The sequence below is a fragment of the Paenibacillus wuxiensis genome (assembly GCF_040195695.1).
Taxonomy (GTDB): Bacteria; Bacillota; Bacilli; order Paenibacillales; family Paenibacillaceae; genus Paenibacillus_B; species Paenibacillus_B suaedae.
Window position 1 is genome coordinate 578,882 of the sequence record NZ_JBEFZI010000001.1, and the last position, 25,312, is coordinate 604,193.

Below are 25,312 nucleotides of genomic sequence, written 5' to 3' on the forward strand. Positions count from 1 at the left end.
CTCCGCGTGTATGACAAAGAGGCCTGTGGGAACACAGGCCTTTTTGATATACGGTAATCTTCGCAAGGTGTTGGCAAGATTAGTGTGAGTGCCTTGATTTGATTACCCTCCACATGAAACTACAAGGGTAAATGTGACAAATGTCATAGGATCGTCACACAATGATGCTCATTATAGCCCAATGGAGTCATGAGGAATTGGAGAATGCTGTCTATAATGTGATACGATAAATCTAGGATACAGTTGAGGAGTGAACGACGATTATGTTCAACAATAAGAGTAAATTAATCGTACTAACAATGGCAATAGGAGCAATGCTATTAGCCGGTTGTGGAAATAGCTCGTCAGCAGGTGGTGGTCATGAAGGACATGCAGGTCATGGCTCCAGTGATAAACAGGACAGCAAAAATGAGATGCCAGCAATGATTAAGGTAAACTTGCAAGTGCCGGAAGAAGTCAAAATCAATGAAGCTGTCACCATCTCTGCACAGGTCACACAAGAAGAGAAAGCGGTAGATGATGCAGATAAAGTAGAGTTCGAGTTGTGGCTGGATGGGGCTGACCACGAGAAGATTGAGGGGAAGCTCACGAAAGATGGCACGTATCAGATTGAGAAAACGTTTGATAAGGCTGGTACCTACACGGTCATTTCTCATGTGACTGCACGTGACATGCACTCGATGCCGAAGAAGCAATTTACTGTAAAATAAGAATCTAAATACATAACAAGAATTTATGCGAAGAAGGGGCAGCCTCAGAGGATCCAAATCGGGATCTTGTGGGGCTGCCCCTCTTAATATCAGTAATGGGACGTTTTTTATCGATTATGATTCCGATGATTCAGGAATTACGCCTGTTGGAAAGTAGGATCCGAATACGGATGCGCGATCCATCCTTCTGTTTCAATGAAGAGTCGAACTGCAACAATTTGACGATTATCCATCAGAGTGAAGTAGTGCGGCTTTTCTTCAGGGACGGAAATTACATCCCCAGCCTCCAATTCAACATCCATATAACCAATGTCGTCGCTTCCCTTAATTATGAAAATACCATTTCCGGCCGTAATAGCTCTTACTTCGTCTTCTGTGTGCGTGTGAACCTGTTCAAATTTCTTTAGCAGCTCTTCGATATTGGGAGTAGCGTCTGATAAAGAAATCAAATCCCACGTACGATAGCCCCGTCTTTCAGCCAAATCACGGATTTCTCCTTCATACGTGTCTAAAATGGCTTGCTTCTCTTCATCGGATAGTACGTACTTATCACGCAAAGATGGGGCAAGTTTGTTCGGATCCCAGTGTTCATACAGCACTCCTTGCGCTGATAGGAAAGAACGAACGTTTTCTTCGCCACTTATGATTTCGTTCGTGTTTCGGATACGTACCTGTGCCATTTGCAAAATCCCTCGTTTCCCAATGCGATTTATTTATTTAATTATAGTACAGAGGAAATGTTTGGGCAAGAAACATTTTACGATGACTCATTCATGAGTCTTTTCTAATCGGATCACATCTGCTAAACTAGGGTTTAACGTTTAAGACAGAGGGTGGGCAGAGCGATGAAAACGAGAACGATACAGGAACAACTACAAGAACGCATTCTCATTTTAGACGGTGCAATGGGCACGATGATCCAGCAAGCCGATTTAACGCCACAGGACTTTGGAGGCGAACAATTGGATGGGTGCAATGAGATGTTAGTCCTGACACGTCCAGATGTCATTTCTAGAATACACGAACAATATTTAGAAGCGGGCGCAGACATTTTAGAGACGAATACGTTCGGGGCTACCAGTATCGTGCTTGCCGATTATGATATTGCTGATCAAGCACGTGAGTTGAACGTTGCCGCGGCGAAGCTTGCTGTCGAGGCAGCTGCAAAATACAGCACACCAGAATGGCCGCGTTTCGTTGCCGGTGCTATGGGGCCGACGACGAAGACTTTATCGGTTACCGGCGGGGTAACATTTGATGAGTTAATTGACAGCTATTATGAACAGGCAGTCGCGCTTATTGAAACAGGCGTTCATGCGCTCCTATTGGAGACTTCACAGGATACGTTGAATGTTAAGGCGGGTTCGATCGCGATTCAACGGGCATTCGAGTCTACGGGAATCACGCTGCCGCTCATGATATCGGGGACGATCGAGCCGATGGGGACAACGCTTGCTGGTCAAAATATTGAATCATTCTACATCTCTCTAGAGCATTTAAAGCCAATCTCGATCGGATTAAACTGTGCGACTGGGCCGGAATTCATGCGCGATCACTTGCGTACCCTTGCTTCCATCGCGAACTCTGCGATCAGTTGCTATCCAAATGCAGGGCTTCCCGATGAGAATGGTCACTATCATGAATCACCAGAATCGCTTGCCCGCAAAATCGCAACCTTTGCTGAGCAGGGCTGGCTGAATATTGCAGGGGGATGCTGTGGAACAACACCTGAACATATTCGCGTACTAAGAGAGACATTGCTCGAATATGCTCCACGTACTGCATTCGGCGAACATCCTCCGGCTGTATCCGGGATTGAGACGGTATATGTGGAAGATGAGAGCCGCCCATATATGGTAGGGGAACGTACAAATGTTCTCGGCTCGCGCAAATTCAAGCGATTGATCGCTGAAGGTAAAATCGAAGAAGCCGCTGAAGTCGCACGTGCACAGGTGAAAAATGGAGCACATGTCATCGATGTATGCGTTCAGGATCCAGATCGCGACGAAGCTCTTGATATGAAGGAATTTCTGCAGGAAGTTGTAAAGAAGGTTAAGGCACCGCTCGTCATAGATACGACAGATGCCAAGGTATTGGAACTGGCGTTGAAGTATTCACAAGGGAAAGCGATTATTAACTCTGTTAACTTAGAGGACGGACTAGAGAAATTCGACCACGTCGTACCGCTTGTTCATCGTTATGGTGCCACCTTGGTTGTAGGTACGATTGATGAACGTGGTCAAGCGATTACGCGTGGAGATAAACTTGAGGTGGCGAAGCGATCCTTCGACATCCTTGTAAATGATTATGGTATACAGCCTGAAAACATTATCTTCGACCCACTCGTGTTTCCAGTTGGGACGGGCGATGAACAATATATTGGTTCTGCAAAAGAAACAGTGGAAGGGATTCGCCTCATTAAGGAGACCATTCCAAAGGTTCAAACGATTCTAGGAATCAGTAATATCTCGTTCGGTTTGCCTGAGGCTGGGCGTGAAGTATTGAATTCCGTCTTTCTATATGAATGCACGAAGGCTGGATTGGATTACGCGATCGTCAATACGGAGAAGTTGGAACGCTATGCATCCATCCCAGAACATGAACGCAAGCTTGCGGAAGATCTATTGTACGACACAAACGATGATACACTGGCTGCATTCGTAGCTGCGTTCCGCAACCGTAAAGTCGAGAAGAAAGAAAAGACTAGCAACCTGCCGCTTGAAGAGCGGTTAGCTTCATATGTAGTAGAAGGCACGAAGGAAGGTCTTGTTCCTGACTTAACGGAGGCGCTTCAGAAGTACTCGCCGCTTGAGGTCATTAATGGTCCGTTAATGGAAGGAATGGGGGAGGTCGGAAGACTGTTCAACAACAATGAGCTCATCGTTGCGGAAGTGCTCCAAAGTGCAGAAGTCATGAAGGCTTCGGTAAGCTTCTTGGAACCCCATATGGAGAAGAACGAGTCTGCTGTTAAAGGGAAAATTCTACTCGCAACGGTCAAGGGCGATGTGCATGATATCGGCAAAAATCTAGTTGAAATCATCTTATCGAATAATGGGTATGAAATCGTCAACCTTGGTATCAAGGTTCCGCCAGATCAATTGATCGAAGCCTATCGCAAGGAGAAGCCAGATGCAATCGGTCTGTCGGGCTTGCTTGTGAAGTCTGCACAGCAGATGGTCATAACCGCACAAGACTTGCGAACAGCTGGAATCGATGTGCCGATTCTTGTTGGCGGTGCGGCATTGACGCGGAAATTTACCAAGAATCGGATTAGCCCCGAATACGATGGATTAGTTTTATATGCGAAGGATGCCATGGAAGGTCTTGATCTTGCCAATAGAATTATGGATTCTTTAGAACGCCAGAATCTAGTGGAAGAGCTCCGCGCTCATAAGGAGCGTCTAGCTCGTGAAGCGGAAAATCGATCGAAGTTGCCAGAGCTTACACGTGCGGTACGCTCGGACATAAGAGAAGCAGAGGTATACATTCCGCCGGATTTGGAACGTCACGTTCTTCGAGATATTCCAATTCCTCAAGTCATCCCTTATTTGAACTTCCAGATGCTGCTTGGCCATCATTTAGGATTGAAGGGATCTGTGGAACAACTTCTGAAGAATCGGGATCCTAAGACTGTTGATTTGAAAGAAACCGTTGATCAGATTTTAGTGGAAGAATCACAAGCAGGTGTGCTAAAAGCGAACGCGATGTATCGTTTCTTCCCGGCTCAATCGGAAGGTGATTCTATTCATATATACAATCCGGACAACGTTCAGGAAGTACTGCATACCTTTACCTTCCCTCGTCAGCAAGTTGAACCTTACTTGTGTCTTGCAGACTTCCTCCGTACGAAAGAAAGCGGAGTAATGGATTATGTAGGCTTCTTGGTTGTAACTGCTGGGGACGATGTTCGCGGCAAGGCCGATCAATGGAAGGAGAAGGGTGAATACTTGCGTTCTCATGCGCTTCAATCTGTAGCGTTGGAGCTTGCAGAAGGACTGGCAGAACGAATTCACCATATGATGCGCGAAGTATGGGGCTATCCTGATCCAGAAACGATGACGATGAAGGAGAGATTTGGTGCTAGATACCAAGGCATTCGAGTCTCATTTGGCTATCCAGCTTGTCCAAATCTTGAGGATCAAGAACCATTATTCAAGCTCATGCAGCCTGAGGATATCGGGATCCACTTAACAGAAGGATTTATGATGGAGCCAGAGGCATCTGTATCCGCGATGGTCTTCGCTCATCCGCAAGCGCAATACTTTAACGTGGATAAAGCATAAATAAGGCATAATTCTAATTCATTTTCGATTTATCAACGGATATGGTAAGTTGTCTATATTAGGGACACCCTCTTATCTACAGATACACAATGAGCTCCGTATTGCCGGCAGGCGTGCGGAGCTTATTATATCTTTGCATAGTGAGGCAAACTATGCACGTTAATCATTTATACAACAAATAGTTAACTAGGTTTAAAATATACATATCACCAATCTTAGCTGGATTGATTACTTCAGAAGTAGGAGGTATTACACGAGTATGGATATATACTTCTTAGGAACAGGAGCAGGTATGCCGACAACTAGGCGCAATGTAAGTAGTATGGCGCTGCGTCTGTATGAGGAACGTGGATCCTTCTGGATGTTCGACTGCGGGGAGGGAACCCAGCATCAAGTGCTGCAATCTCCATTAAAGCTAGGCAAGTGCGAATTTATTTTTATCACCCATTTGCACGGGGATCACATTTTCGGGTTACCGGGACTATTGTCCAGTCGTGCCTATCAAGGTGGAGTTTCTCCACTCACCGTCTTTGGCCCGGTGGGACTGCAACGATTTATACATACTGTGTTCGAATTAAGTGAGACGTATCTGCCTTACGAGCTTCATATTCAGGAGGTGGAGTCTGGAGTCATCTGGGAAGATGAACAATTTGCGGTTACGGCACTGCCTCTTGAACACCGTGTTCTATCCTTAGGCTATCGAGTGCAGCAGAAGGAGAGGCCAGGCAGACTTGATTTGAATCTGTTAAAGGAAAAGAATCTGCCGCCGGGGCCGTTATATGGACAACTGAAACGAGGGCAAGATATTGTGCTGCCATCTGGTGAATTGGTAGAAGCTTCTTCTGTTCTTGGAAGCCCAATTCCCGGTAAGTCAGTGGCGATACTCGGCGACACTCGTCCATGTGAGAATGCAATCAAGTTGGCTCAAGGCGTTGATCTGCTTGTGCATGAGGCGACCTTCATGGACGATAAACGTGAAAATGCAAATGAGTTTGGCCACAGTACGGCTCGGCAAGCTGCAGAAATAGCAGTATCAGCAGGCGTTAAGAAGCTTGCGTTAACCCATTTCAGCTCGCGATACAATGATGAACGGATGGAGGAACTGCTGCAGGAGGCGTGCGAATTATTTTCTAATACCGTTCTTGCTGATGAACATACGATCGTTACAACATCTTAATATCAACACAATGCACCGTTAATGGTTGCTCGATACGCTATCCATAACTGGGTTAGTTGGATATGCAATTGCCTAGGCAATTGTATGTTCAGCAACCGTGATGCTAAGGAGGAGTTATGGATGGATACAGCGAGTCATTTGCTGCTTGGGACTTCATTGGCTGGAGCTGCTTGTCTGCACCCTCAGGTTGCGGAGCAGCCGGGATTGTTCTCTGCAATTTTGACCGCCACACTCATTGCTTCACATGCACCTGACTTTGATGCAATTACACGAGTTCGCAGCTATGCTGCCTATTTGCGCCACCATCGGGGCATTACTCATGCGATTCCAGCATGGTTCGTATGGCCAATTGTCATTGGTCTGCCGATCTCATGGTTATTTCAAGTGGGGGACGAATGGCCGCTTGTTCTGCTGTATACTTGGCTTGCAATCATGGTGCACATTGGCTTGGACTGGCTGAATGCATATGGAGTTCAAGCTGGAAGGCCTTTTTCGCTCAGATGGCTTCATGCTGATGTGTTATGTTTGTTTGATCCTTTCTTATTTGTCGTTCATCTAATAGGGGTTATTAGCTGGTTATGGCTGACGCGAACAGATGCTGCATGGTTATTTATCGGAGGATATGCGGTGACTCTGTTGTATATCGTGTGGCGTTGGAAGGTTCACCAGCGTCTCCTGCATCGATTGCAGGAGCAATTTCCATGCGGCCTTCATTATCAACTTGTTCCAGAGGTCACTTGGCTTAGCTGGCAGTACGTTGTTGAGTATGAACAGCATTATGAGACAGGTTGGATACGACACTGCAAGCCGTTGCGGTTATCGTCAGCTGTAACTTTTGAGAAACACAGCATATACAACAAAATGTTCATAGACGACCGAGTTATGGAGCCGGCCCTAACGACAGATGGAGTACGGGCATTTCTTGGATTTGCTGAACGAGTGATCGTTCGAACACAGCGCTGGAGCGATGGCTACAAAATCATATGGAATGATGTTCGCTTCTGGCATCGAAGAGGGCTGCCGTTCGGCGTTGAGGTAGAGCTTGATGAGCAGTTTCGAGTAGTTAGAACGAAAGTCGGTTGGAGTAAAAAAGGCTGGGAGCCTCCTTATGTATAACAGAAACGTACAGCTTGAATAGCTGCAACATTCCAACTGAGAATAATATGCAAAGTGAATCTACATTAGGAATGACTGGCTCATCTACAAGAAACGGAGCAATCCGTTTCTTTCTTTTTCATCAAGGTTATGGTACAAGTCGTTGGTGATTGACTTGAGATCCAGCAGTCTGAAACGAGCGGAAGGGGAAAAGTAGGGGAGTAGAAAGGCAATTGTACATAAAAGTTTCCCGGGAAAGCGCAGAACCTGACAAATAGTCCGGCTTGCAGCTTGTTTGTATCACGCACTGCCTGCAATCGACAGTCTCTGACATCACTCTACGTCGAAGCGACGCATTGTTGAGCCTTATATATGCTCTTGCCAGCCTTGAAATGGTTATTTACAATGTAGAAATAAGTTATTTCATTTCCCAAAGGCACTTCTATTCGAAACATCTTAGTCGTTGCTGGATAAAAGGAAGGTGGATCTGCTATGAATACACTTGGATTTACGATCGTAGGCTTCGGCAATATCGCTAAGACGCATATGATTGCACTGCGTACGATGCCGATTATCAAGCAGCTTCCCGTTACACCGGTATTGAATACACTCGTTACCCGTCGACCTGAACAGACGTTGGATCAGGCACGCCAAATTGGCTTTGTACATGTTACTTCCTCCTTGGAAGAAGCTTTGCAATACGATGGAGCGGAAGCAATTAGCATTTGCACGCCGAATGCGCTCCATGCTGAGCAAGTCCGTATGGCGGTTCAATATAATCAAGCCATCTATTGCGAGAAGCCAGTAACAGAAAGTGCCGCTTCTACCGCGCAAGTGCTGAAGGATGTCCCTTCAACACTGACACAGCAGCTTGCATTTGTCTATCGTTATCATCCGGCAGTTATGCGGATCAAGGCATGGCTGGAAGAAGGGATTATCGGCGATGTGCTACAGTGCAGACTGGCATATTTGCGTTCAGGATATTTAAGTGATGCCAGGCCTTACAGTTGGCGGGTAGACAACTCGTTATCTGGAGGAGGAGCTATTACGGATATCGGTGTTCATGCACTTGATTTACTCCGTCATTGGTTTGGTGAAATGAAGAGTGTGGATGGCAATACCGAAACATTTATTAAGAGCCGTAGAGCAGGAAACGGAACGGACGAACGGTTGGCTGTTCATGTAGATGATTGGGCACTTATGAATTATGTATCAGAGCAAGGCATTCAAGGAATCGTGGAAGTATCCCGTATTGCATTAGGTGAGGATGCGTTCCGTGTGCACATTGTCGGAACGAAGGGCAGCATCACTTGCGATTTGGAAACCGATAAGAAACCGCAGCTGCATCTAGTCAGCGGTCGTCATGGGGCGACACCAGAACCAGAATCACTTGCACTGCTTCCTGATGAGAAGGCAACAATGGGCATATTCCAGGACAGTCATTTCGCTGCGCTGCATCACTTTATTTTGCGCCACTGCGGGGATGAACGTTGGGATAACTTGGCTCCAACACTTGAAGATGGGCTTGTCGTAGAACGCTTGGTAGATCAAGTGATTCACGCCTCACAAGCACGGAAGCAGCGGTAAACGTTCAGAAGCACACAGAATGTAGGCGCAAGATATTCAATCCCAACACGCCAAGCATGGCTCCCGCCCCTCTACATGGGAATAGCGGGAGTTGTTCTATTTCATCGCGTCTGTTCTATGTATCGGAACACTCACTAGCGGCGGGAGTTCTCTACAATCAATAGGAAGCGAATAGGAATCGCCCTTGGATTTGATAAGGGGCTCTGTCCTTTTGGCTCGGAATTGCGTATACTAGCATTGATTCAACTGTATGGGCTTTGATGCTATGGATATCAGGGCAGCAATCTGTGGGGGACTCCAGACAGGTTTTGATTTTGAATCCAATATGTGCTGGGGGATTTTCAGATTCTCTATTCGATGATTTGATGAGTACTTCCCATTAGATGGTGGAGCGATTGTTCTTGCAGGTAGGTTGCTATTTTCCACAGCATGCTGCAGGCATGTGTTAGGCAAGGAAGGAACGTGCATAGAAATGATGACAGAAAAATCGCGCAACAGCATATATGCGCTTATCGATTTAGATGGAACCATGTATCATGGGACTTCTCCGATTGAAGGAGCGGACAAGCTAATAGAGGAGCTTGGCCAACTTAGAGTTCCTTATCTGTTCGTAACAAACAATTCAACGCGCACGCCGGAAGAAGTGGCCAATCACTTGCAGCAATTTGGTATTTCTGCGGGTGCTCAAGATGTTCTCACCTCTGCTCAAGCGGCTGCATCGTATATTCAGAAGAGATTTTCGGATAAAATGGTATTCATGATAGGCGAGCCTGGCTTGCAGCAGGCGCTGGAGGATACCGGAATATCGTGGACGGATCAAGTAGATGATGTGTGGAATTCTGAGATTGGAGTTGTCGTTCAGGGCTTGGATCGGAGCTTGACTTATGCCAAATTGGAGGCAGCTGCTTGTGCCCTACGTGGGGGAGCTGTATCCATCTTGACTAATCCAGATGTTATGCTGCCATCAGATCGTGGATTCTCCCCTGGTGCAGGTACAATAGGTGCCGCTCTCCAATCCGCTTCTGGTGTGGAACCTATTATTATTGGGAAACCAAGTGAAATTATTATGGATGAAGCAATGAATAGGCTTGGGTGTGCTGCACAGGACGTTATCGTTATTGGAGACAATATGATGACTGATATTCTTGCCGGAGCGAATGCAGGATGCCGCACAGCACTAACCTATACAGGAGTAACGACGCCTGACAATTATGTTTCATTTTGTGCTCGTGCCGGTGTGGAGCCAAACATGGTGTTTCATAACATGAAGCAAGTACGTGAATGGTTCATTAAGGAAATGCTATAATGTATATCTTGGAATGTGAATGATTTAATTAATAACATAAAATACATGGCGATCATGAATGTGATTAGGAAGGAAGATGCAAGGTGCCGGAAATTCCAGAAATGGAACGCTACCGCAAACAGCTGGATCAGTTGATTACTGGAGAACGCATTCGCAGCCTTCATGTACAGCGTGAATCTTGGTTGAATACGGATCTCCATAGCTTGACAAATGGCTTGGTTGGGAGACAAATTCTGTATATTGAACGCAAAGGGACAGATTTAATATTGCATCTTGATGATGGCCGTAGGCTTGTTCTTCATGTAGGAACCGGTAGTCGTATGGAAGCAGTTTCTACCCTTCAAGCAGTTGCTCAAGGAGCATCAGGGCATATAGAACCAGACGAAGAACAACAACTTGATGTCTCCCATGCACAATTCGCAATTACTACCGATCATGCACAGATGTACATTCATGGTGCACGAAGCTGCCAGATTATGTGGTTAACAGCGAAGCAGGTGGAGGAAATGCATCTCGAGATGGGGCCAGACCCATTATCTCGCTATTTGACAGCAGAGCGCTTCGCTCAGCGGTTCGCTAAGCGTCGTACGACTTTGAAGTCCGCATTGACCAATCCGAACATTATCGCTGGGATAGGAAGTCAGTTGGCGGATGATATCGCATTTGCTGCTGGACTGCTCCCAACTGTACGTACGGAGAAGCTTGAATCAGAACATTGGAATCGTGTGTTTTACGCGATGCTTGATGTGTTGCATATTGAAATTGAGCAAGATGGTTTAGTGAATACGCAGACACAACAGCACCAGCCCGAAACAGGGGAAACAACGGGCATAACCATTCATGGCAAGACAGGAGAACCTTGTCCGAAATGCGGCACAGCGATTGAAGTCACGATGATTCAACGTCGTCCTGCGAACTTCTGTCCACATTGCCAGATTGATCCTGCAGCGGATGGCTCCGAACAAGAATGAATCCCGCCATGCTGCGCGCGCATTTGGTTGTCATTTGCCTTTACGGGGAGGATATGCGCACGCAGCGCGATTGGCAGTACAACTGCAGCAGGAAGCAGGAGTTCGAAGTTATCAGTTTTTTAGCAAAAATCCGCGAGGCTTATCGATCAAAAGCGGATATGAGGCCGATGCTCAGACTGCGCGCGAAATCTGTTTAGAGCATGGCATCCAGTCCATTGCTCATACGCCATATCCAACAAATTTAGCTGTGGATGCAAGCCGTTCACCTGAGAAGTTTCAGCTTATGGTTCAGTCACTACTGAACGATCTTATGATTGCAGAGGCTTGTGGAGCGGTAGGGATTGTCGTACATTTTGGTTCGTATAAGGGGATCTCAAGTACACCCGCCACAGATGCGGAGAAGCTGAGTTGCTACGAAAATATTATTGTTACACTGAACACTGTTCTTTCCGTATGGAATGGTCGAGCTAAGCTGCTGATTGAGAATCAGGCCGGGAATCACGGTGGGTTAGGTGCTACGTTGGAAGAATTGGTGAGTATCCGGCAATTCAGTCAATATCCCGATAAGATCGGTTTTTGCTTCGATACCTGTCATGCGTACGCAAGTGGCTTGTGGAACCCCTCTGCAACGAGTGAACTTCTCATGGCGGGGAACCGTCATGACTTTTGGAAACATGTGCATGCAGTTCATTTGAATGACTCTCGCGAGCCCTATCGTTCCAAGCAAGATCGTCATGCAAATTTGGGGCAAGGGTATATTGGAATTGACGGATTTACGGAGCTCCTCAGAGCGAAGGAATTGGAGCGAAGTATGTTCGTGCTGGAGACGCCAGGAGATGCTTCTGGAGGGCATATGCGGGAATGGAAGCTTATCCAGGATATTTTGCAGTAGGCCAATCATTGTACGGTAGTTATGCTGCTGCTTGTTATCAATGGGCATCGGATAGGTAAGGAAGTGATAATGATGATACATGTGTACTTGGATGATTACCGTCGCTGTCCAGAAGGCTTCGTGCTTGCTCGCAATGCGGAAGAGTGCCTTTTGCTATTGGAACATGAACAAGTGGGTATCCTGTCCTTGGATCATGATTTGGGTGAAGATGAGCGAACGGGAACGGAACTAGTTCGAGAAATGGTTGTACGTGGCTTATATCCGCAGACTGCGATTTATTTGCATACGTCGAGTATGATTGGCAGAAAGCGAATGTTCGAGATGCTCTATGCGAATAAGCCTGAGCATGTTGAACTAAGTAATGGGCCGATGCCAGAGTCTTTACTTATGCGGATACGAGGAAATAAGGTATGATTGAAATTTCGGAATTACAGCTGAAGGCAGCACAGGTGCAATCACAGAGCGTGTCTGCCGTAGAGCTGTTTTTTAGGAAATGGGATGCAGTATTCATACATAGTCCTTTTTGTGGGACTTGCCAGTTAGCATCTCGGATGCTGAACATTGTAGAAGTAACGAATCCGAAGTTGGAAATCGCAGCGGTCAATGTCAGCTCTATTCCTGTATGGGTGAACGCATTACGAATTGAAAGTGTCCCTTGTTTGCTTGTATGGGATCATCGAGAAGGCATGGGCAGCGTTGACAAGATATATGCCTTTCATTCTGTATCTCACATTTATGAACGTTTGAATCCTAGGAGAGAAGAGGAGACCTCTTCATAAATTTAATCCTAATGTGAGTAAGGAGTAGCTCGTAACTCAAACATTCAGTAGAGAATATTTGAATGTCCTTATAGGGCTGTTCTTCATGCAAGGATTATGCTGGTTAATGGCCGGACGCAGAATGATCTGATGCACCTGATTGGGTGTCCCGTGTTGATTGTCTTAAGCAAGGAAATGTTCCGAATCGTGTAGTTTCGGCAGATAATTAAAGACGTAAATAGATTAGAATTGGTTAACATAATGAAATGGAAACAGCTGAAGCAAGTTAAGTTGCTTAGCGTTTGGAGGTTGCACTGCTTGGAATTATTACATCCGCTACAATTAGACACAAATTATGAATATGGATCACACTGGATCGTCACGTCCAATCATGGCTATATTGCCTACGCGCAGGAAGAGTGGCGAAGAAGGTTCGGTCAGTTGAAGAGTCGAATGATGGTTTCTGGTGAAATTGCACTAATGGAATTACCTGTTGATCGCAACGAGGTATTCCAAGCGATGGAGTCTGAGCCGACGATGTTCATTCGCTATTTGCAACCGGTTGACATTGCATTCGATATTCAAGCATTGCAGACTGACACAGTTCAATCATTTGACAGTTTGCTTACTCATTTGATTCATGATCTAGAAGGTTCTATAGAGGGCATGCGACTAGGCGTCCATGTTCGTTCCAGCGCATCGGGTGATTCACTCGACAAGGAACTTCGAGATGCGCTGCGTGTTGCTGTTGAGCGTACTGGAGCATCTGTCGCGATCCAAGATCCCGAGCGAATTGTATCCTTATTTATTCATGATGGCGTTGGTTATGCAGGCCTCATGACAACAGCTGAAGCGGGTTCAGATTGGCCAGGAGGTACGGTACGCTTCCGCAAGGAAGAGGGGCAGGTATCTCGAGCAAAGTTCAAACTACTTGAGGCGGAACGGACTTTCGGTTTGGACTTTACGGCTTATCGGAATGCCCTTGACATTGGAGCTGCACCAGGAGGTTGGACAAGTCTTCTTCTGGAGCGAGGTGTGCAAGTTACAGCAGTCGATCCTGCTGCAATGCATCCGAGCTTGATTGATCATCCGAACTTGACTTACTATAAGAGCAATGCAGGGGACGTGGCTCTGGAACCTGGAGAATTCGATTTGCTCGTATGCGACATGAGCTGGAGCCCTAAAGTTACAGCGCAGCTTGTTATTGGCTTATTGGATTCGGTTATGCAAGGCGGTACTGTCATTGTGACTGTAAAGCTGATGCACAAAAAACCGCTGCAGACAATACGGGAAGTGAAGGAAATGTTCCTTGAGCATCTTCACATTATTCGCGCGAAACAATTGTTCCATAATCGCGATGAAATCACTCTGTACATGATGAAGATGTAGCGTATGCTGCGGTGTACTGGCATTGCCTGATTGGGAAGTTTAATATTCTTTAGAAAAAAGACTAGACATATACTTCCGAATGGCATAAAATAACAACAAATGAATATGAGCGAAGGGAAGCACCCTGATTGTTCCAAACCGATAGGTTTGCAATCAGGGTGCTTTTTTTGTCGCCTGGAGGGAGAATTGTGGCGCATTCCATAACGAACCATTTGCAGGCTGGACACTTATTGCAAGACAGATATCGAATCGTTCGGTTGCTCGGAACAGGGGGAATGAGCGTTGTATATTTAGCCAATGACGAGCGATTGATCGGCAAGCAGTGGGCGATTAAGGAATCAAGACCAGCGGCTCAAGATGTGAGACAGCTTGTTCATGAAGCATCTATTTTAACATCACTTCGACATCCACATCTTCCGCTTATTGTGGATTTCTATCCACCTGATGCCAGCGGCAGAGCATATCTGGTGATGGAGTATATTGAAGGGCACACGATAGCGGATCGGCTGCGCATGAAGCCTCTAAGTTTTGAAGAGACGATGCATATTGTCATTCCGGTATGTGAAGCGCTTGCCTATTTGCACCGGCAGAATCCGCCCGTTGTATTCCGAGATGTAAAGCCATCTAATATTATGCTGGCGAAGGATGGCCAGGTGAAACTTATTGATTTTGGAATCGCTAGGAATGTGAATCCTTTATCTAATCAAGATACGGTTAAGCTTGGTACAGTAGGCTTTGCTGCTCCGGAGCAATATCGGGGACAACAGACCGATGCAAGAACGGATCTATATGGGGTAGGTGCACTCATTAGTCATATGTTGACCGGCGGCATATGGAAGGGAGAGCGTCCGCTAACCGCATCCATGCTGGCAGAAGATGTGCCAGAGAGCGTTTTTTCGGTACTGACACGATTACTCGCAAAGCGGCCTGAAGAACGCTATCAAACTGCTGATGAACTAATTGATCATCTACGACGTTACTATTCAGGACATTCTGAAAGCCAAGGAGTTAACCGTGATGAGGTCAAGACATGGCAAGCCTCGAATGCAGGGGTGGTGATTGCTTTTCTGGGTGCTGCTTCAGGACTTGGAACTACACAATCAGCGCTCATGTGTGCCGCCATGCTTGCGAAGAAGGGGCGGAAGACGCTATATATCGATGCTAATGTTAAAGATCCATCTCTTGTTCCATTATTGGCTCAGGAATATGAAGGTGAAGAGGAGCTGTATTTAGCTGATGGGGATATGTTCAAATTGTTTGGAGTGGATTGCATGGAATGGAAGTATGGTGCGAATCCAATGCCACCCTTGCTCGGATTCTATGACTATATTGTGTTAGACCTTGGTTGTGATGATCATGGAGAACGAATGGATGAATTCATGAGGGCTCATGTCCCTGTGCTCGTGGGAAGCCTGGCTCCTTGGAGAAAGAGTGATTGTACAACAATCGTTGGGGAATTTGAGCGAAGAGGGTTCCATCGTTGGGTACTAGGCATTCCTTATTCGAATCGTTCTTATCCTGGTGGAACAGTGAAAGGACGAGGAGCAAAGGTTACCTCCTACATTCCGATTCAAGCAGATCCGTTCGCATGTTCGGACGATACAGCCCTTTGGGTGGAACAATTAGTTGGTCCGATACAACGGGGAGGGCTTATCTATCATTTGCGGCGATGGATGAGTCGGAATAGAACAGAGAGAGGAGAGAGAAGAAGTTGAGAAGATGGACGAGGAAGACCAAGCAGATGATTGCGGCGTCGGTAGGAGGAGCAGCGGTAGCTGGGCTGCTTGTAGGAGGGTATCACTATTGGGCAATTGGCCAGAATGATGCGGTACAGCGTAAGGCAGCAGCGCAATATGAAGATGAGATTGCCAAGCTGCGCAAGCTTGCGGATGCTGAACTGCAAAAACGAACAAGCGTCTGGGTTTTCAATCAGCCACTTCTTGCAGGCAAGCGCATTCGATCCGATGATATTGCCAAGATTGAGATGTCGTCAGACCTAGCCCCGAAACAGGCGTTGAATCATCCTGATCAAATTATCGGGAAAGTATTGAAGATTGACACGGTTCCCCGAACACCCGTGATATCTACAATGCTATATGAAGATGGGAAGATGTCTGATGATTTGCGCTGGGTGGAGATAGCGGTTATTCAGCTTCCTTTACGACTGCAAGAGAAGGATATGATTGACGTACGAATCCGCTTTCCGAATGGTCAAGACTATATCATCCTTAGCAAGAAAGAGATTAAGAGCATGCAATATCCGACCATTTGGGCACATATGGACGAACAAGAAAGGCTGCTGTTCTCAAGTGCTTGTGTCGATGCTTTTGTTAATGGTGGACAAATCTATGCGCTGCGATACATTGAACCTCAAATACAAAATGAAGCGGTGCCAAATTATCCGGCCAATGAACAAGTGTTGAAGTTGATTGAGGCGGATCCGAGTATTGTAAAGAAGGCTGATACAGCATTGACACGATTGGTTCGATCACGGATGGAGAAGGAATGGGAACGACAGAGTGCCAACAAGAGTCTAGCAGATGGTTGGAACAACATGGAGGGGAACCGAACAGATGCAAGCTATGTTTCTACGCATGGAGAGGGTTCAGCTGAAGTTTCAGGATACTCACCTTTAACCGGCAGAGCTGGGGCACCTATTCGTAATTCACCATTTGTTGGACAACCTGGTTCTAATTCCGTGCAGTCCACGGATCTGTCATCTAATGAAAATCAACGGGAGATGGGTGTAGTCCAACAAGATAACGATACTCGCAAACAGCCAAATCCGAAGAATGGAGAGCAAGGCATCGCTAAGAAGGGGAGCACTATTACTCATGATGCCGAGAATCACCAAGATAAGATACTGAACCGGGACAATCTGAATAAAGAATCGACGGGAGAGCTATCGACAGGGGAAGAGGTCAGCTCTATTTTCTCAGAAGCGATACCGAGCTCAAAGAAGCAGTAGCGAAGAGGATTTCTGTCAAAGAGTAGTTACATAGATGAATATACAGGAGGAGTTAGGAAAATGACGATCGGTATATTCGTGGGCGCTTGTGATAAGAGCGATCATGTAGTGGCGCTAGCGACGTTCCTAACGAGATTAGAGAAGAAGGTGCTTATTGTTGATGCAACAACAACAAGACGGATTGGGACTGAGACAGGGCTGTTCATGCAATCTCAGCAACCTATTATGCACTGGAATGGTTATGATGTGCTGTCAGGAGCTATATCTTGGGACGATATGATTCAGTTGCTTGAACGGCATGGCAGCAGTGTTGATGGCTACGAACATATCATTATTGACACGGATCGCGCATTGTTTTGTAATGCTGAACAATGGAAGCAGATCGACACTCGCTTGCTTGTGCAGACGATGGAACGATTTTCATTGCAGAAGAACAGAGAATGGCTGCAAGCATTTCAGCAGCAATACGACGGAGATGAGGAGCTTGAATTTGTGCCCATGCTCCTTCGTTCGCTCATGCCGGAGGATGAGTTTGCGTTTATGATCGAATGGTATTATTCCGTATTTGAGCACCGGTGGGCTCGAGAATGTATCGCTATTGAAGAAGATGAGCGTAATTGGACTGCACGCATGTCAGATTTTCAGGATGGTCAATTGCAAGCATCCAACTATCCACGTGCTACGAAGCGTGCTTGGCGCATCCTTACAGAGCATTTCACCGGTAAACTGACAGAACGGGCATGGAAGCAGTGTTTAAGAACACCTAAGAAGGGACGAATGAAACATGTCGCTCTGTAAACATTGGATGATTTCGTCAATCGGAAGAGGTATGGCTGGAGGAACAGCAGTTGCTGCGTGTACGGCAATTAGTCTCGCTTGGCACTATCGGATGAAAGTGCTGCTCATACATGTCAAAGGAAGAGGGGAAGGAGTTGAGAAGCTATTTCCTCCTGCTCTTGATGTTATGCGCCAGGCAGGAGCAGGCGGGCGGCTAATAACTCCGAACGGCTGGAGTGCTCTTGCACGCATGCTTCGACACCATCAAGTTGAGGAAGAATCGATCTCCTCCTTTATGATAAGTGTGATGAGTCGATTAGATATTCTCCCTGGTTATGACTCAGAGGAGATGCAAGATATGCTGCATGATCATCTTCTGCTTCATGTGCAGAGGTTAGTGAGCAAACGATATGATCTTGTGCTGTGGGATATGAATGAGCAGGATATAACCGCTTTGAAACTCATTGGCAAAATGAATATGCAAGGTACCATCGCAGTGTTGCCGCAGAACCGGTCAGAGATTCATATCTCAATGGAGAAAGCAGGAAAAAGTGCAGATGCATTCGTGATAGGACAGTATGATGCGGATGTGAAGGTAAATCCTATGAACGTAAAACGTATGTATTCGCTCCACCAGCCCTTTTTCACAATGCCTTATGCAGCAGCTTACCGCAATGCTGCAGACGATAGAATGGTGATGGACTGGTATTTGCGCCAATCTCAGCGCCATGAACGAGGGAAACGATGCCCATTCATTTTAGAGAATATGAAGCTGAGTAAATATATTCTGGAAGAGTCCGGCTATCATCAAGGGAGAAAGGCAGGTGGATAGTGGATGTCAATTTGGGGCTATGTAGGATCCTCAATTTTGGGTGTTTCGGTTCTGCTCCTAGCGATGTTCGTTTGTTGGCGCTTGTTCCGTAACCCTAACAGACACACCTCTTATCCTACTAAGGATGAATGGACATGGGACTTGCTGGATCAAACAGTGAAGGATACGTTTCTTGCATGGACGAGTGATCTGCCGCTGGATTTGTACCGAAATGAAGAAGAATATTCTCGTGAAATGAATCGGCGTGTTTCTCTTCGCAAAACTCTCCGTACATGCTGCAGTGGGGATGTCGCGGATAAAGAGTACATAAAGGAATGGATTGTGGATATGCTCAAAGAGCAAATTAAGCTCAGCAAAGGCAATTCCGAACAGTTATTACCGATAGATCGACCAGAGCTTTTAACTTCACAAGACAAATTTGATCTATTACTGTATGCCTTTAAAAAGCGGTACAGCTTCGATGCCTTGCATAGGTTAATCGATAAATATGGCTGGAGTGAGCGTAAACGCATACCGATGGCACAGGGTGTTCATCAAATGCACGATGTAATTACGGAGGAAGATATCGATGCAGCATATCGGTTAGAAAGGCTTCAATTCAGTTGGGAGGATCGGATCTGGATAATCGCACAGCGGTTGTATCAACGTTATAAGGGATTCTCTGTTATTGATGAGATACGCGACATGCGGATAGATGGTGTGTCAGGTGGTGTGAGTGGTATACCAGATGATGCTATGACAAGAGGGGACTGGCAGAGTCCAAACACAGCTTCACCGACAAAGAATCAAGGAGATTTAGTTGCTGGTGGCCTGCTACGAGCATGTGATAGTGTGTGGATCTTTTATAAGGGGAAGTCGATTCAACTCTCCTTCCTATCATTTGGATCGGAAGCTGAACTGCGGCGGGTATGCCACAACATCTATAAATACCAGACACCCGGATCATTAACGGAAGCGGATGGCTATCGGATCAACCATATGAAGGACGGTTCGCGTGTCGTTGTGCTGCGTCCGCCATTTGCAGAATCGTGGTCATTCTTTGTTCGTAAGTTTGATACGCAGGTTGTATCACTTCAGCAGCTCATACGAGACAAGAACGCTGAGCTTCCTACTGAATTGCTTCATTTCTTAATGCGAGGAGCAAGAGTGACCGCCATCACAGGTGCGCAAGGATCGGGGAAGACGACTCTGTTAATGGCATTAATTCAATCGATTTATGCGTTCTATCCGCTTCGAGTACAGGAACAGGCTTTTGAACTGAATCTTCGTAAGTTATATCCCAGCAGGAATATCCTTACGCTCCGAGAGACAGAGCGCATAGCGGGGCAGGCTGGTTTGGACGTACAGAAGAAGACAGACGGAACTGTGCATATTTTAGGTGAGGTGGCAACGGATCCGGTTGCAGCTTGGATGGTACAGATGGCCCAAGTCGCGAGCCTGTTCACCGTCTTCACGCATCATGCCAAGACATTTCCTGATTTGGTGCTGTCGCTTCGGAACTCGTTGCTTAAGACGGGAATGTTCCATAATGAGTCGATAGCCGAGCAGCAGGTAAGCCAAGTGATTCACTTCGATGTTCATCTCTCTCGGGATGCCGAGGGCAAACGATATATTGAGCGCATTACAGAATGTATTCCACTTCTTAATCATAACGAAGGCGAAGAAATGATTGACACACAAAGTGATGCGAACATGACATGGGATCGCTATATCGAATCCTCACAGCGTGTGCACCGACATATGATGCGTACTCGATCCTTCACTTACCGAAATATTATCGAATATCATCAAGGCCGATATTACCTCGTGAACCCGATATCCGTGAAGCAGAGAGAAACGATGGAAGCCGAAATGACTGCTGAGGATAAGCAGCGATTCCGCGATTGGCTTGCTCAGGAGGGAGGATATCCGGTTGCTAGTTAGCAGCTTGTTACTATGGATTGCAAGCGGGGCAATAGCTGTCTCTTTCATGTTATGGATGTTGTCTAGAAAGTTAATGTCGACTGGGATTGCGGAGAATAAGGTACGTGTCCATGGACATCAGAATGGAGTTAAGGCCCTCACACAATTGTATAAAAAACTGCTGAGGGATGTCTATCGTTGGAGCTTGAGAGTTCCTATGCTAAAAAAGAAGACGGCGTCACTCCGCCAACAGCTTGCACCGTTATACAGTTATGACGAGTGGCTATTGCGTGAGCGAACAGCCTCCATACTGCTAGGGAGTGGAATAGCGATTCTCATTGCGCTCTCAATATTCGTCTCCTTCGATCAAAATCTGCTGTCATGGATCATGCTTATTGTTGTACTTAGTGTGGCGGAAAGTCTATATCGTGACGTTATGATCACACGTGCCGAAGTGAAGCTTCTTCATTTATCATCCATGTCGATTGGGCATATGAGACATGCCTATCATCGGTACAAGATGGTGGATGCTGCACTAGAAGATACGATTGAATGCTCGCACCCGATGCTCGCACCACATTTACAGCGTATTGCGAAGTTGATTAGCGATCCCGATTCCGATTCCGCTATGGCTGCTTATGAGGAGGCAGCTCCGAATCGTTATTATAAGATGCTTGGAGGCTTATCCAAGTTGGTAGCTGAGTATGGTGATCCGAAGGGAACAGATGGTTCTTCCTATTTGAAGGGACTTGCCATGATTGTTCGTGAAATGCAAACAGAGCTCGTTATGCGTGCACGACTCGATTATCTGCTTGGGGGATTAAAAGCAATTGCCGTTATTCCCGTCCTATTCACAGATCCACTGGAAAGGTGGGCGACGACCTATTTTCCATCTATGGAATTGTTTTATCATTCGAAGCTTGGTTGGTGTCTGCAACTAACCGTTTTCTGTTCCGTCTTGATGTGCCATCGCATATTACAACAGCTTCATTGGAGAAGCGCGATGGCTGAGGATCAATCACAGCGCACTGGGTGGATCAGAAGATTGCTGGAGCAGCGAATCATTCGAAGATTACTGGATGTCTGGGTGAACAGTAGGCAGATTGGGTCACTTAAGCGTGCTCAGCGCTTATTACATGAAGCAAACGAATCGATGACCTTAGGGCATTTCTATGGCCATCGCTTCATACACGCGATCGTAACTTGTGGAATCTGCTTTGTGTTAATTGTCTCATTGCACTTGGGATCTACGCAATGGATATGGAATCAGCTGAATACCAAATCGCTAGAAGCGGGACTAAGTATGGAGTTAACTAAGCAATGGATACTAAGTTCCAACCCAGAGACAGGCAATCACGGACTTCAACTCGCTCTGAAAACTGCGATCTTGAAGGAACACCCAGACTGGAGCTATCAACGAATCGAACAATCGACGAAGTCGCTCGTACCACTTGCTATTTATCATCGTGAGATGAAAGTTTCATGGTGGGAAGTTCTGCTTCCATTCACCGTTGGGTGGGGTGCATATTATGCATTTGTTATGATTCTACGGATCCGTATTCGGATTCGACACTTGGATATGCGTACAGAGATCAGTCAAATGCAGTCTCTTTGCATGCTACTGCGTGCTTTCGAGCGGATGACGGCTGAATCGATGATGGAGTGGATGAGTCGCTGCACGACTATGTTCCGCCGCCCTTTACAATTGTGTCTGCTTAATTGGGAGAGTGGTTCGGATCATGCGCTACAACAGCTGCGAATCCATGCGCCATATCCAGACTTCGTCAGGCTTGTGGACAAGCTGGAGCTAGCTCACAATCATATTCCGCTTAATGAGGCGTTCGATGATGCAGAGCAAGACTGGTTCTATGAACAGGATATGCTTAGACAGCATTATGAGACAAGTATCGAAGCCAAAGCAGGCTGGGGAAGGTGGCTGGGCTTCGCTCCGATGTATGCCTTAATTTTTTTGTATCTCGTGGTACCCCTTGTATGGATGAGCGCAGAGCAAATGCGTTCTTCCTTTGAACAAATCCGATCTCTATAACAAAGGAGTGTATAAAGTATGAATAATGCCCAATCTGCATTGAAGGTGGCAGCAGGAATTTTCCTTACCATTGCACTAATTACAATTGTTGTGTTGTTGTTCGTTAGTGCGCAGGAAGCGACAAAAACGGCTCAAAATGAATTTTCATCGATCCAGACAGAGTTAAGCAAGGCATCATTTACGGTTTATGATAATACCTCGGTTAGCGGTTCTCAGGTCATTAATGCAATACGTAAATTTTTCAAGCAAGATCAATTCGGGATTCGTGTTGTAACTGGTAAAAATCGTGCAGGAAAATCGGATGGAAATCATTATGGATATTACGTGCTGCCGAACGGTGAGATTGCGGGGAACAATCGAAATGACAGTATAGATTTGGCATTGAATGAATCATCTGATAACTACGTGAATCCTAGCGGAAAGTTTAAAGCAAAGCTAATCGTGGACTCCAGCAACGTAACAAGAGGGATTGTATTTGAACAGCAGTAAGATTCGGGGTGTCACCCTGAGTTTTCTTATATCTATATCTCCACAGTGGAACTAGGGAACTTATATTTTGGCATCAGCGCTTGTAAGGGGAATCAGTATGCAAAATGTGAGTCGAATAACTGAACTAGCAGTAGCATCGATACTGTTTTTGGTAGCATTGACGGGAGCCCTACAACTCATTGGAAGTACGTCCTTTACGATTCGACAAGTAGATCATGCAAATCAAGTGAAGGATCGGAATGTTCGAGCTACGATGGAGCCCATGCGATCTAAGCCACTAACGGGGGCTGATGTCATTTTATTTATCAGTCAGTTGAGGGAGAATGTTGAGCTTGAGGTTGAAGGCATGAGCGTCAAATCTCCAATCCTCCTTGAGGATATTCAGTTCAATTCGATATCACGAACGAAACAATATCAACTTCATATCGAACGAAATGAAGATGGCGACATCCGTAAAATGATCTTCAGGTAGGAGGTATCGGATTGGGGAATGCAGTGGTTAAGCTGCTTGGTGCGATGATAGGAGTGCTGTTGCTCTTTCTTTACCCAATATTAGAATCATTTCAGCAGCAGGATGATCTAGCTGCGTTGTATGTGCAGCGAAGTGCGTCTACATTCTCAGATGCCGTAAGGGATAAGGGAGTTATTACTCCTGTCATGTGGAATGATTTTATGGCGGAAATGGAGCGGACGGGTAATGTATATGATGTGGTTGTTGAGCATTATGAGAAAAAGTATGATCCGATCTATAGGGATCCTGTTCAAGTTAATACATTTACAGGGGACTATCTAATCCGTTACCAACTAAACAATAAAGTGATGCTGATGGAAAAGCTGTTTCCAGGAGATGGACAAACTGTTGAATCTCCATCCCGTACGTATAAGCTGAGCATTGGAGATTATTTCTATGTGTCTGTAAGCAATACGAATCGAACACGTGCGGCCATGATTATGGATTGGCTGACTGGCTCATTTGGCCCAACTGAACGGATTCACATTCCTGTCGGAGGAATGGTACGAAATGAAAGTAGTTAAATTTTCAATACTCTTCGTTCTGATCTGTTTCCCTTTATTTTGGGTGAATAAGCTACAAGCAAGAGAGGAAGCGAGCAAGCTGCAGCTTGAACTGAAGTATAATGACGCTATGAATCAAGCCGTTGATGATGCAGCCCGTACACTGCAGATATCTGCTGTGTGGAAGGAGACGGAGGAAGGATATGAGTCACAGAAGCGGCTGGAACTGCGTCGTAATGATGCGGTTGATTCATTCTTTATGACGTTATTTCTTAACTTTGGTTTATGGAATGAGGAGAAAAAGCAGGATGAATTGAAGCGATTTATTCCGGTGATTGCAATCATTGGCTATGATGGTGTTGATATGTATGCTGAGGATGAATATATCGGCCGAAATGGTGAATCCCAGATGCAGCATGTATGGAAGCCGAAGTTGCCTTATGGGTTTATGGATCAAGGTGGAAATGTGATCGGATTTACGTTAGATGACTATATTACCGTGTATCGTCCATCATCGGGGAGCTGGCTTGCAGGATATCAACGGGAGTTAAAAAGCACGGCTGCAGATGTTCCGATACTACAGGATGATCAGTTATTTGATGCGGTAAGACGTACGACAATCGTAGATACCATTCAACAAGCGCTGGCCAACACCATCAATGAACACAACGAACGGGCTTTACGAAATGGTGTTTCCTATACGTTCACCTTGCCTTCCATTTCAGATGAAGAATGGCATAATACCATCAACGACGTGGGTGTTATGGCCTTCATACAAGGTTTGCCTTTAGGCTATTCTTCGTATAATCATTATGCTCTCGGCGGCTCAAGGCTGCTTAAGAGAAACAATTATCATGGCGTAATCATGAATGGCATTAAGTATGCATTCCCCGAAAAATGCGCTCCATCGAATGCTTTGGAATCCTATCATTCAGCAGCTGATGCGGCCAAACAAGGATATTTTTTGAAATCATGTCCCTAATGCGATTTCAACTTAATAGGGTCTTTGCTGTAATATATATCGCAAAGCGACGTTTTAATGAGCCGTCCTGAAAACAACAGGGCGGTTGTTTATTTTACTGTAAATTTGCTGGGGCTGCTTCTGATTCACAAAT

22 protein-coding genes are annotated in these 25,312 nt (G+C 45.9%); 21 read left to right on the forward strand and 1 reads right to left on the reverse strand.

Annotated elements, in window-relative coordinates:
• Positions 1 to 263: 263 nt before the first annotated feature.
• Positions 264 to 710, forward strand: a complete 447-nt coding sequence (locus tag ABN764_RS02640) for a FixH family protein (RefSeq protein ID WP_174807500.1) — start codon at positions 264 to 266, stop codon at positions 708 to 710.
• A 137-nt stretch (positions 711 to 847) separates the two neighbouring features.
• Here ABN764_RS02640 and mtnD read toward each other — a convergent pair whose 3' ends face one another.
• Positions 848 to 1,390, reverse strand: a complete 543-nt coding sequence (gene mtnD, locus ABN764_RS02645) for an acireductone dioxygenase (RefSeq protein ID WP_446670820.1) — start codon at positions 1,388 to 1,390, stop codon at positions 848 to 850.
• A gap of 165 nt (positions 1,391 to 1,555) precedes the next feature.
• Between mtnD and metH the strand changes: the two genes are divergently transcribed.
• The 20 genes from metH (at position 1,556) to ABN764_RS02745 (ending at position 25,179) form a co-directional block, all read left to right on the forward strand.
• Entirely contained in the window at positions 1,556 to 4,993 is a 3,438-nt protein-coding gene (gene metH / locus ABN764_RS02650; RefSeq protein ID WP_446670821.1) for a methionine synthase, read from the forward strand.
• Positions 4,994 to 5,252: 259 nt separating this feature from the next.
• Positions 5,253 to 6,170, forward strand: a complete 918-nt coding sequence (gene rnz / locus ABN764_RS02655) for a ribonuclease Z (RefSeq protein WP_446670822.1) — start codon at positions 5,253 to 5,255, stop codon at positions 6,168 to 6,170.
• Between the two features lie 120 nt (positions 6,171 to 6,290).
• Entirely contained in the window at positions 6,291 to 7,286 is a 996-nt protein-coding gene (locus ABN764_RS02660; protein WP_174810256.1) for a metal-dependent hydrolase, read from the forward strand.
• Between the two features lie 471 nt (positions 7,287 to 7,757).
• Positions 7,758 to 8,852: a Gfo/Idh/MocA family protein gene (locus ABN764_RS02665; RefSeq protein WP_446670823.1), complete on the forward strand. Its 1,095-nt coding sequence runs from the start codon at positions 7,758 to 7,760 to the stop codon at positions 8,850 to 8,852.
• A 475-nt stretch (positions 8,853 to 9,327) separates the two neighbouring features.
• On the forward strand, positions 9,328 to 10,158 hold the full coding sequence (locus tag ABN764_RS02670) for an HAD-IIA family hydrolase (RefSeq protein ID WP_446670900.1): 831 nt from the start codon (positions 9,328 to 9,330) through the stop codon (positions 10,156 to 10,158).
• 83 nt (positions 10,159 to 10,241) lie between these two features.
• Entirely contained in the window at positions 10,242 to 11,129 is an 888-nt protein-coding gene (locus ABN764_RS02675; protein ID WP_072728389.1) for a DNA-formamidopyrimidine glycosylase family protein, read from the forward strand.
• Complete coding sequence (locus ABN764_RS02680) at positions 11,110 to 12,021, forward strand: deoxyribonuclease IV (protein WP_446670824.1); 912 nt, start codon at positions 11,110 to 11,112, stop codon at positions 12,019 to 12,021. Before ABN764_RS02675 ends, ABN764_RS02680 begins: the two co-directional genes overlap by 20 nt.
• Positions 12,022 to 12,093: 72 nt before the next feature.
• Positions 12,094 to 12,435: a cyclic-phosphate processing receiver domain-containing protein gene (locus ABN764_RS02685; RefSeq protein ID WP_021253904.1), complete on the forward strand. Its 342-nt coding sequence runs from the start codon at positions 12,094 to 12,096 to the stop codon at positions 12,433 to 12,435.
• Positions 12,432 to 12,800 (forward strand): thioredoxin family protein, encoded by a 369-nt coding sequence (locus ABN764_RS02690; RefSeq protein ID WP_446670825.1) that lies wholly within the window; start codon positions 12,432 to 12,434, stop codon positions 12,798 to 12,800. The genes ABN764_RS02685 and ABN764_RS02690 overlap by 4 nt, the downstream gene beginning before the upstream one ends.
• A gap of 297 nt (positions 12,801 to 13,097) precedes the next feature.
• The gene (locus ABN764_RS02695; RefSeq protein ID WP_268623431.1) at positions 13,098 to 14,168 is read left to right on the forward strand and encodes an SAM-dependent methyltransferase; all 1,071 of its coding nucleotides are present in this window, start codon (positions 13,098 to 13,100) and stop codon (positions 14,166 to 14,168) included.
• A gap of 188 nt (positions 14,169 to 14,356) precedes the next feature.
• Positions 14,357 to 15,883 (forward strand): serine/threonine protein kinase, encoded by a 1,527-nt coding sequence (locus ABN764_RS02700; RefSeq protein ID WP_268623432.1) that lies wholly within the window; start codon positions 14,357 to 14,359, stop codon positions 15,881 to 15,883.
• Positions 15,880 to 17,136 carry an SAF domain-containing protein gene (locus ABN764_RS02705; RefSeq protein WP_446670826.1) on the forward strand — a complete coding sequence of 419 codons (1,257 nt, stop codon included), beginning with the start codon at positions 15,880 to 15,882 and terminating at the stop codon, positions 17,134 to 17,136. Before ABN764_RS02700 ends, ABN764_RS02705 begins: the two co-directional genes overlap by 4 nt.
• Before the next feature lie 60 nt (positions 17,137 to 17,196).
• Entirely contained in the window at positions 17,197 to 17,934 is a 738-nt protein-coding gene (locus tag ABN764_RS02710) for a hypothetical protein (protein WP_174810115.1), read from the forward strand.
• Positions 17,921 to 18,745 (forward strand): hypothetical protein, encoded by an 825-nt coding sequence (locus ABN764_RS02715; protein WP_446670827.1) that lies wholly within the window; start codon positions 17,921 to 17,923, stop codon positions 18,743 to 18,745. The genes ABN764_RS02710 and ABN764_RS02715 overlap by 14 nt, the downstream gene beginning before the upstream one ends.
• 3 nt (positions 18,746 to 18,748) lie before the next feature.
• Positions 18,749 to 20,668 carry a pilus assembly protein CpaF gene (locus ABN764_RS02720; protein WP_446670828.1) on the forward strand — a complete coding sequence of 640 codons (1,920 nt, stop codon included), beginning with the start codon at positions 18,749 to 18,751 and terminating at the stop codon, positions 20,666 to 20,668.
• Positions 20,658 to 22,694, forward strand: a complete 2,037-nt coding sequence (locus ABN764_RS02725; protein ID WP_446670829.1) for a GTPase SAR1 — start codon at positions 20,658 to 20,660, stop codon at positions 22,692 to 22,694. The genes ABN764_RS02720 and ABN764_RS02725 overlap by 11 nt, the downstream gene beginning before the upstream one ends.
• A gap of 18 nt (positions 22,695 to 22,712) precedes the next feature.
• Positions 22,713 to 23,183 (forward strand): hypothetical protein, encoded by a 471-nt coding sequence (locus ABN764_RS02730; protein ID WP_021253895.1) that lies wholly within the window; start codon positions 22,713 to 22,715, stop codon positions 23,181 to 23,183.
• Between the two features lie 97 nt (positions 23,184 to 23,280).
• Positions 23,281 to 23,655, forward strand: a complete 375-nt coding sequence (locus ABN764_RS02735; protein WP_446670830.1) for a hypothetical protein — start codon at positions 23,281 to 23,283, stop codon at positions 23,653 to 23,655.
• Between the two features lie 11 nt (positions 23,656 to 23,666).
• Positions 23,667 to 24,218 carry a hypothetical protein gene (locus ABN764_RS02740; protein ID WP_446670831.1) on the forward strand — a complete coding sequence of 184 codons (552 nt, stop codon included), beginning with the start codon at positions 23,667 to 23,669 and terminating at the stop codon, positions 24,216 to 24,218.
• The gene (locus ABN764_RS02745) at positions 24,205 to 25,179 is read left to right on the forward strand and encodes a hypothetical protein (protein WP_446670832.1); all 975 of its coding nucleotides are present in this window, start codon (positions 24,205 to 24,207) and stop codon (positions 25,177 to 25,179) included. Before ABN764_RS02740 ends, ABN764_RS02745 begins: the two co-directional genes overlap by 14 nt.
• Positions 25,180 to 25,312 lie beyond the last annotated feature (133 nt).

Excerpts from the sequence above, each read along its gene's own strand:
- ABN764_RS02640 (WP_174807500.1), top strand. The coding sequence starts at position 264 with ATGTTCAACAATAAGAGTAAATTAATCGTACTAACAATGGCAATAGGA.
- mtnD (WP_446670820.1), bottom strand. The coding sequence starts at position 1,390 with ATGGCACAGGTACGTATCCGAAACACGAACGAAATCATAAGTGGCGAA.
- metH (WP_446670821.1), top strand. The coding sequence starts at position 1,556 with ATGAAAACGAGAACGATACAGGAACAACTACAAGAACGCATTCTCATT.
- rnz (WP_446670822.1), top strand. The coding sequence starts at position 5,253 with ATGGATATATACTTCTTAGGAACAGGAGCAGGTATGCCGACAACTAGG.
- ABN764_RS02660 (WP_174810256.1), top strand. The coding sequence starts at position 6,291 with ATGGATACAGCGAGTCATTTGCTGCTTGGGACTTCATTGGCTGGAGCT.
- ABN764_RS02665 (WP_446670823.1), top strand. The coding sequence starts at position 7,758 with ATGAATACACTTGGATTTACGATCGTAGGCTTCGGCAATATCGCTAAG.
- ABN764_RS02670 (WP_446670900.1), top strand. The coding sequence starts at position 9,328 with ATGACAGAAAAATCGCGCAACAGCATATATGCGCTTATCGATTTAGAT.
- ABN764_RS02680 (WP_446670824.1), top strand. The coding sequence starts at position 11,110 with ATGGCTCCGAACAAGAATGAATCCCGCCATGCTGCGCGCGCATTTGGT.
- ABN764_RS02685 (WP_021253904.1), top strand. The coding sequence starts at position 12,094 with ATGATACATGTGTACTTGGATGATTACCGTCGCTGTCCAGAAGGCTTC.
- ABN764_RS02690 (WP_446670825.1), top strand. The coding sequence starts at position 12,432 with ATGATTGAAATTTCGGAATTACAGCTGAAGGCAGCACAGGTGCAATCA.
- ABN764_RS02710 (WP_174810115.1), top strand. The coding sequence starts at position 17,197 with ATGACGATCGGTATATTCGTGGGCGCTTGTGATAAGAGCGATCATGTA.
- ABN764_RS02715 (WP_446670827.1), top strand. The coding sequence starts at position 17,921 with ATGTCGCTCTGTAAACATTGGATGATTTCGTCAATCGGAAGAGGTATG.
- ABN764_RS02720 (WP_446670828.1), top strand. The coding sequence starts at position 18,749 with ATGTCAATTTGGGGCTATGTAGGATCCTCAATTTTGGGTGTTTCGGTT.
- ABN764_RS02730 (WP_021253895.1), top strand. The coding sequence starts at position 22,713 with ATGAATAATGCCCAATCTGCATTGAAGGTGGCAGCAGGAATTTTCCTT.
- ABN764_RS02735 (WP_446670830.1), top strand. The coding sequence starts at position 23,281 with ATGCAAAATGTGAGTCGAATAACTGAACTAGCAGTAGCATCGATACTG.
- ABN764_RS02745 (WP_446670832.1), top strand. The coding sequence starts at position 24,205 with ATGAAAGTAGTTAAATTTTCAATACTCTTCGTTCTGATCTGTTTCCCT.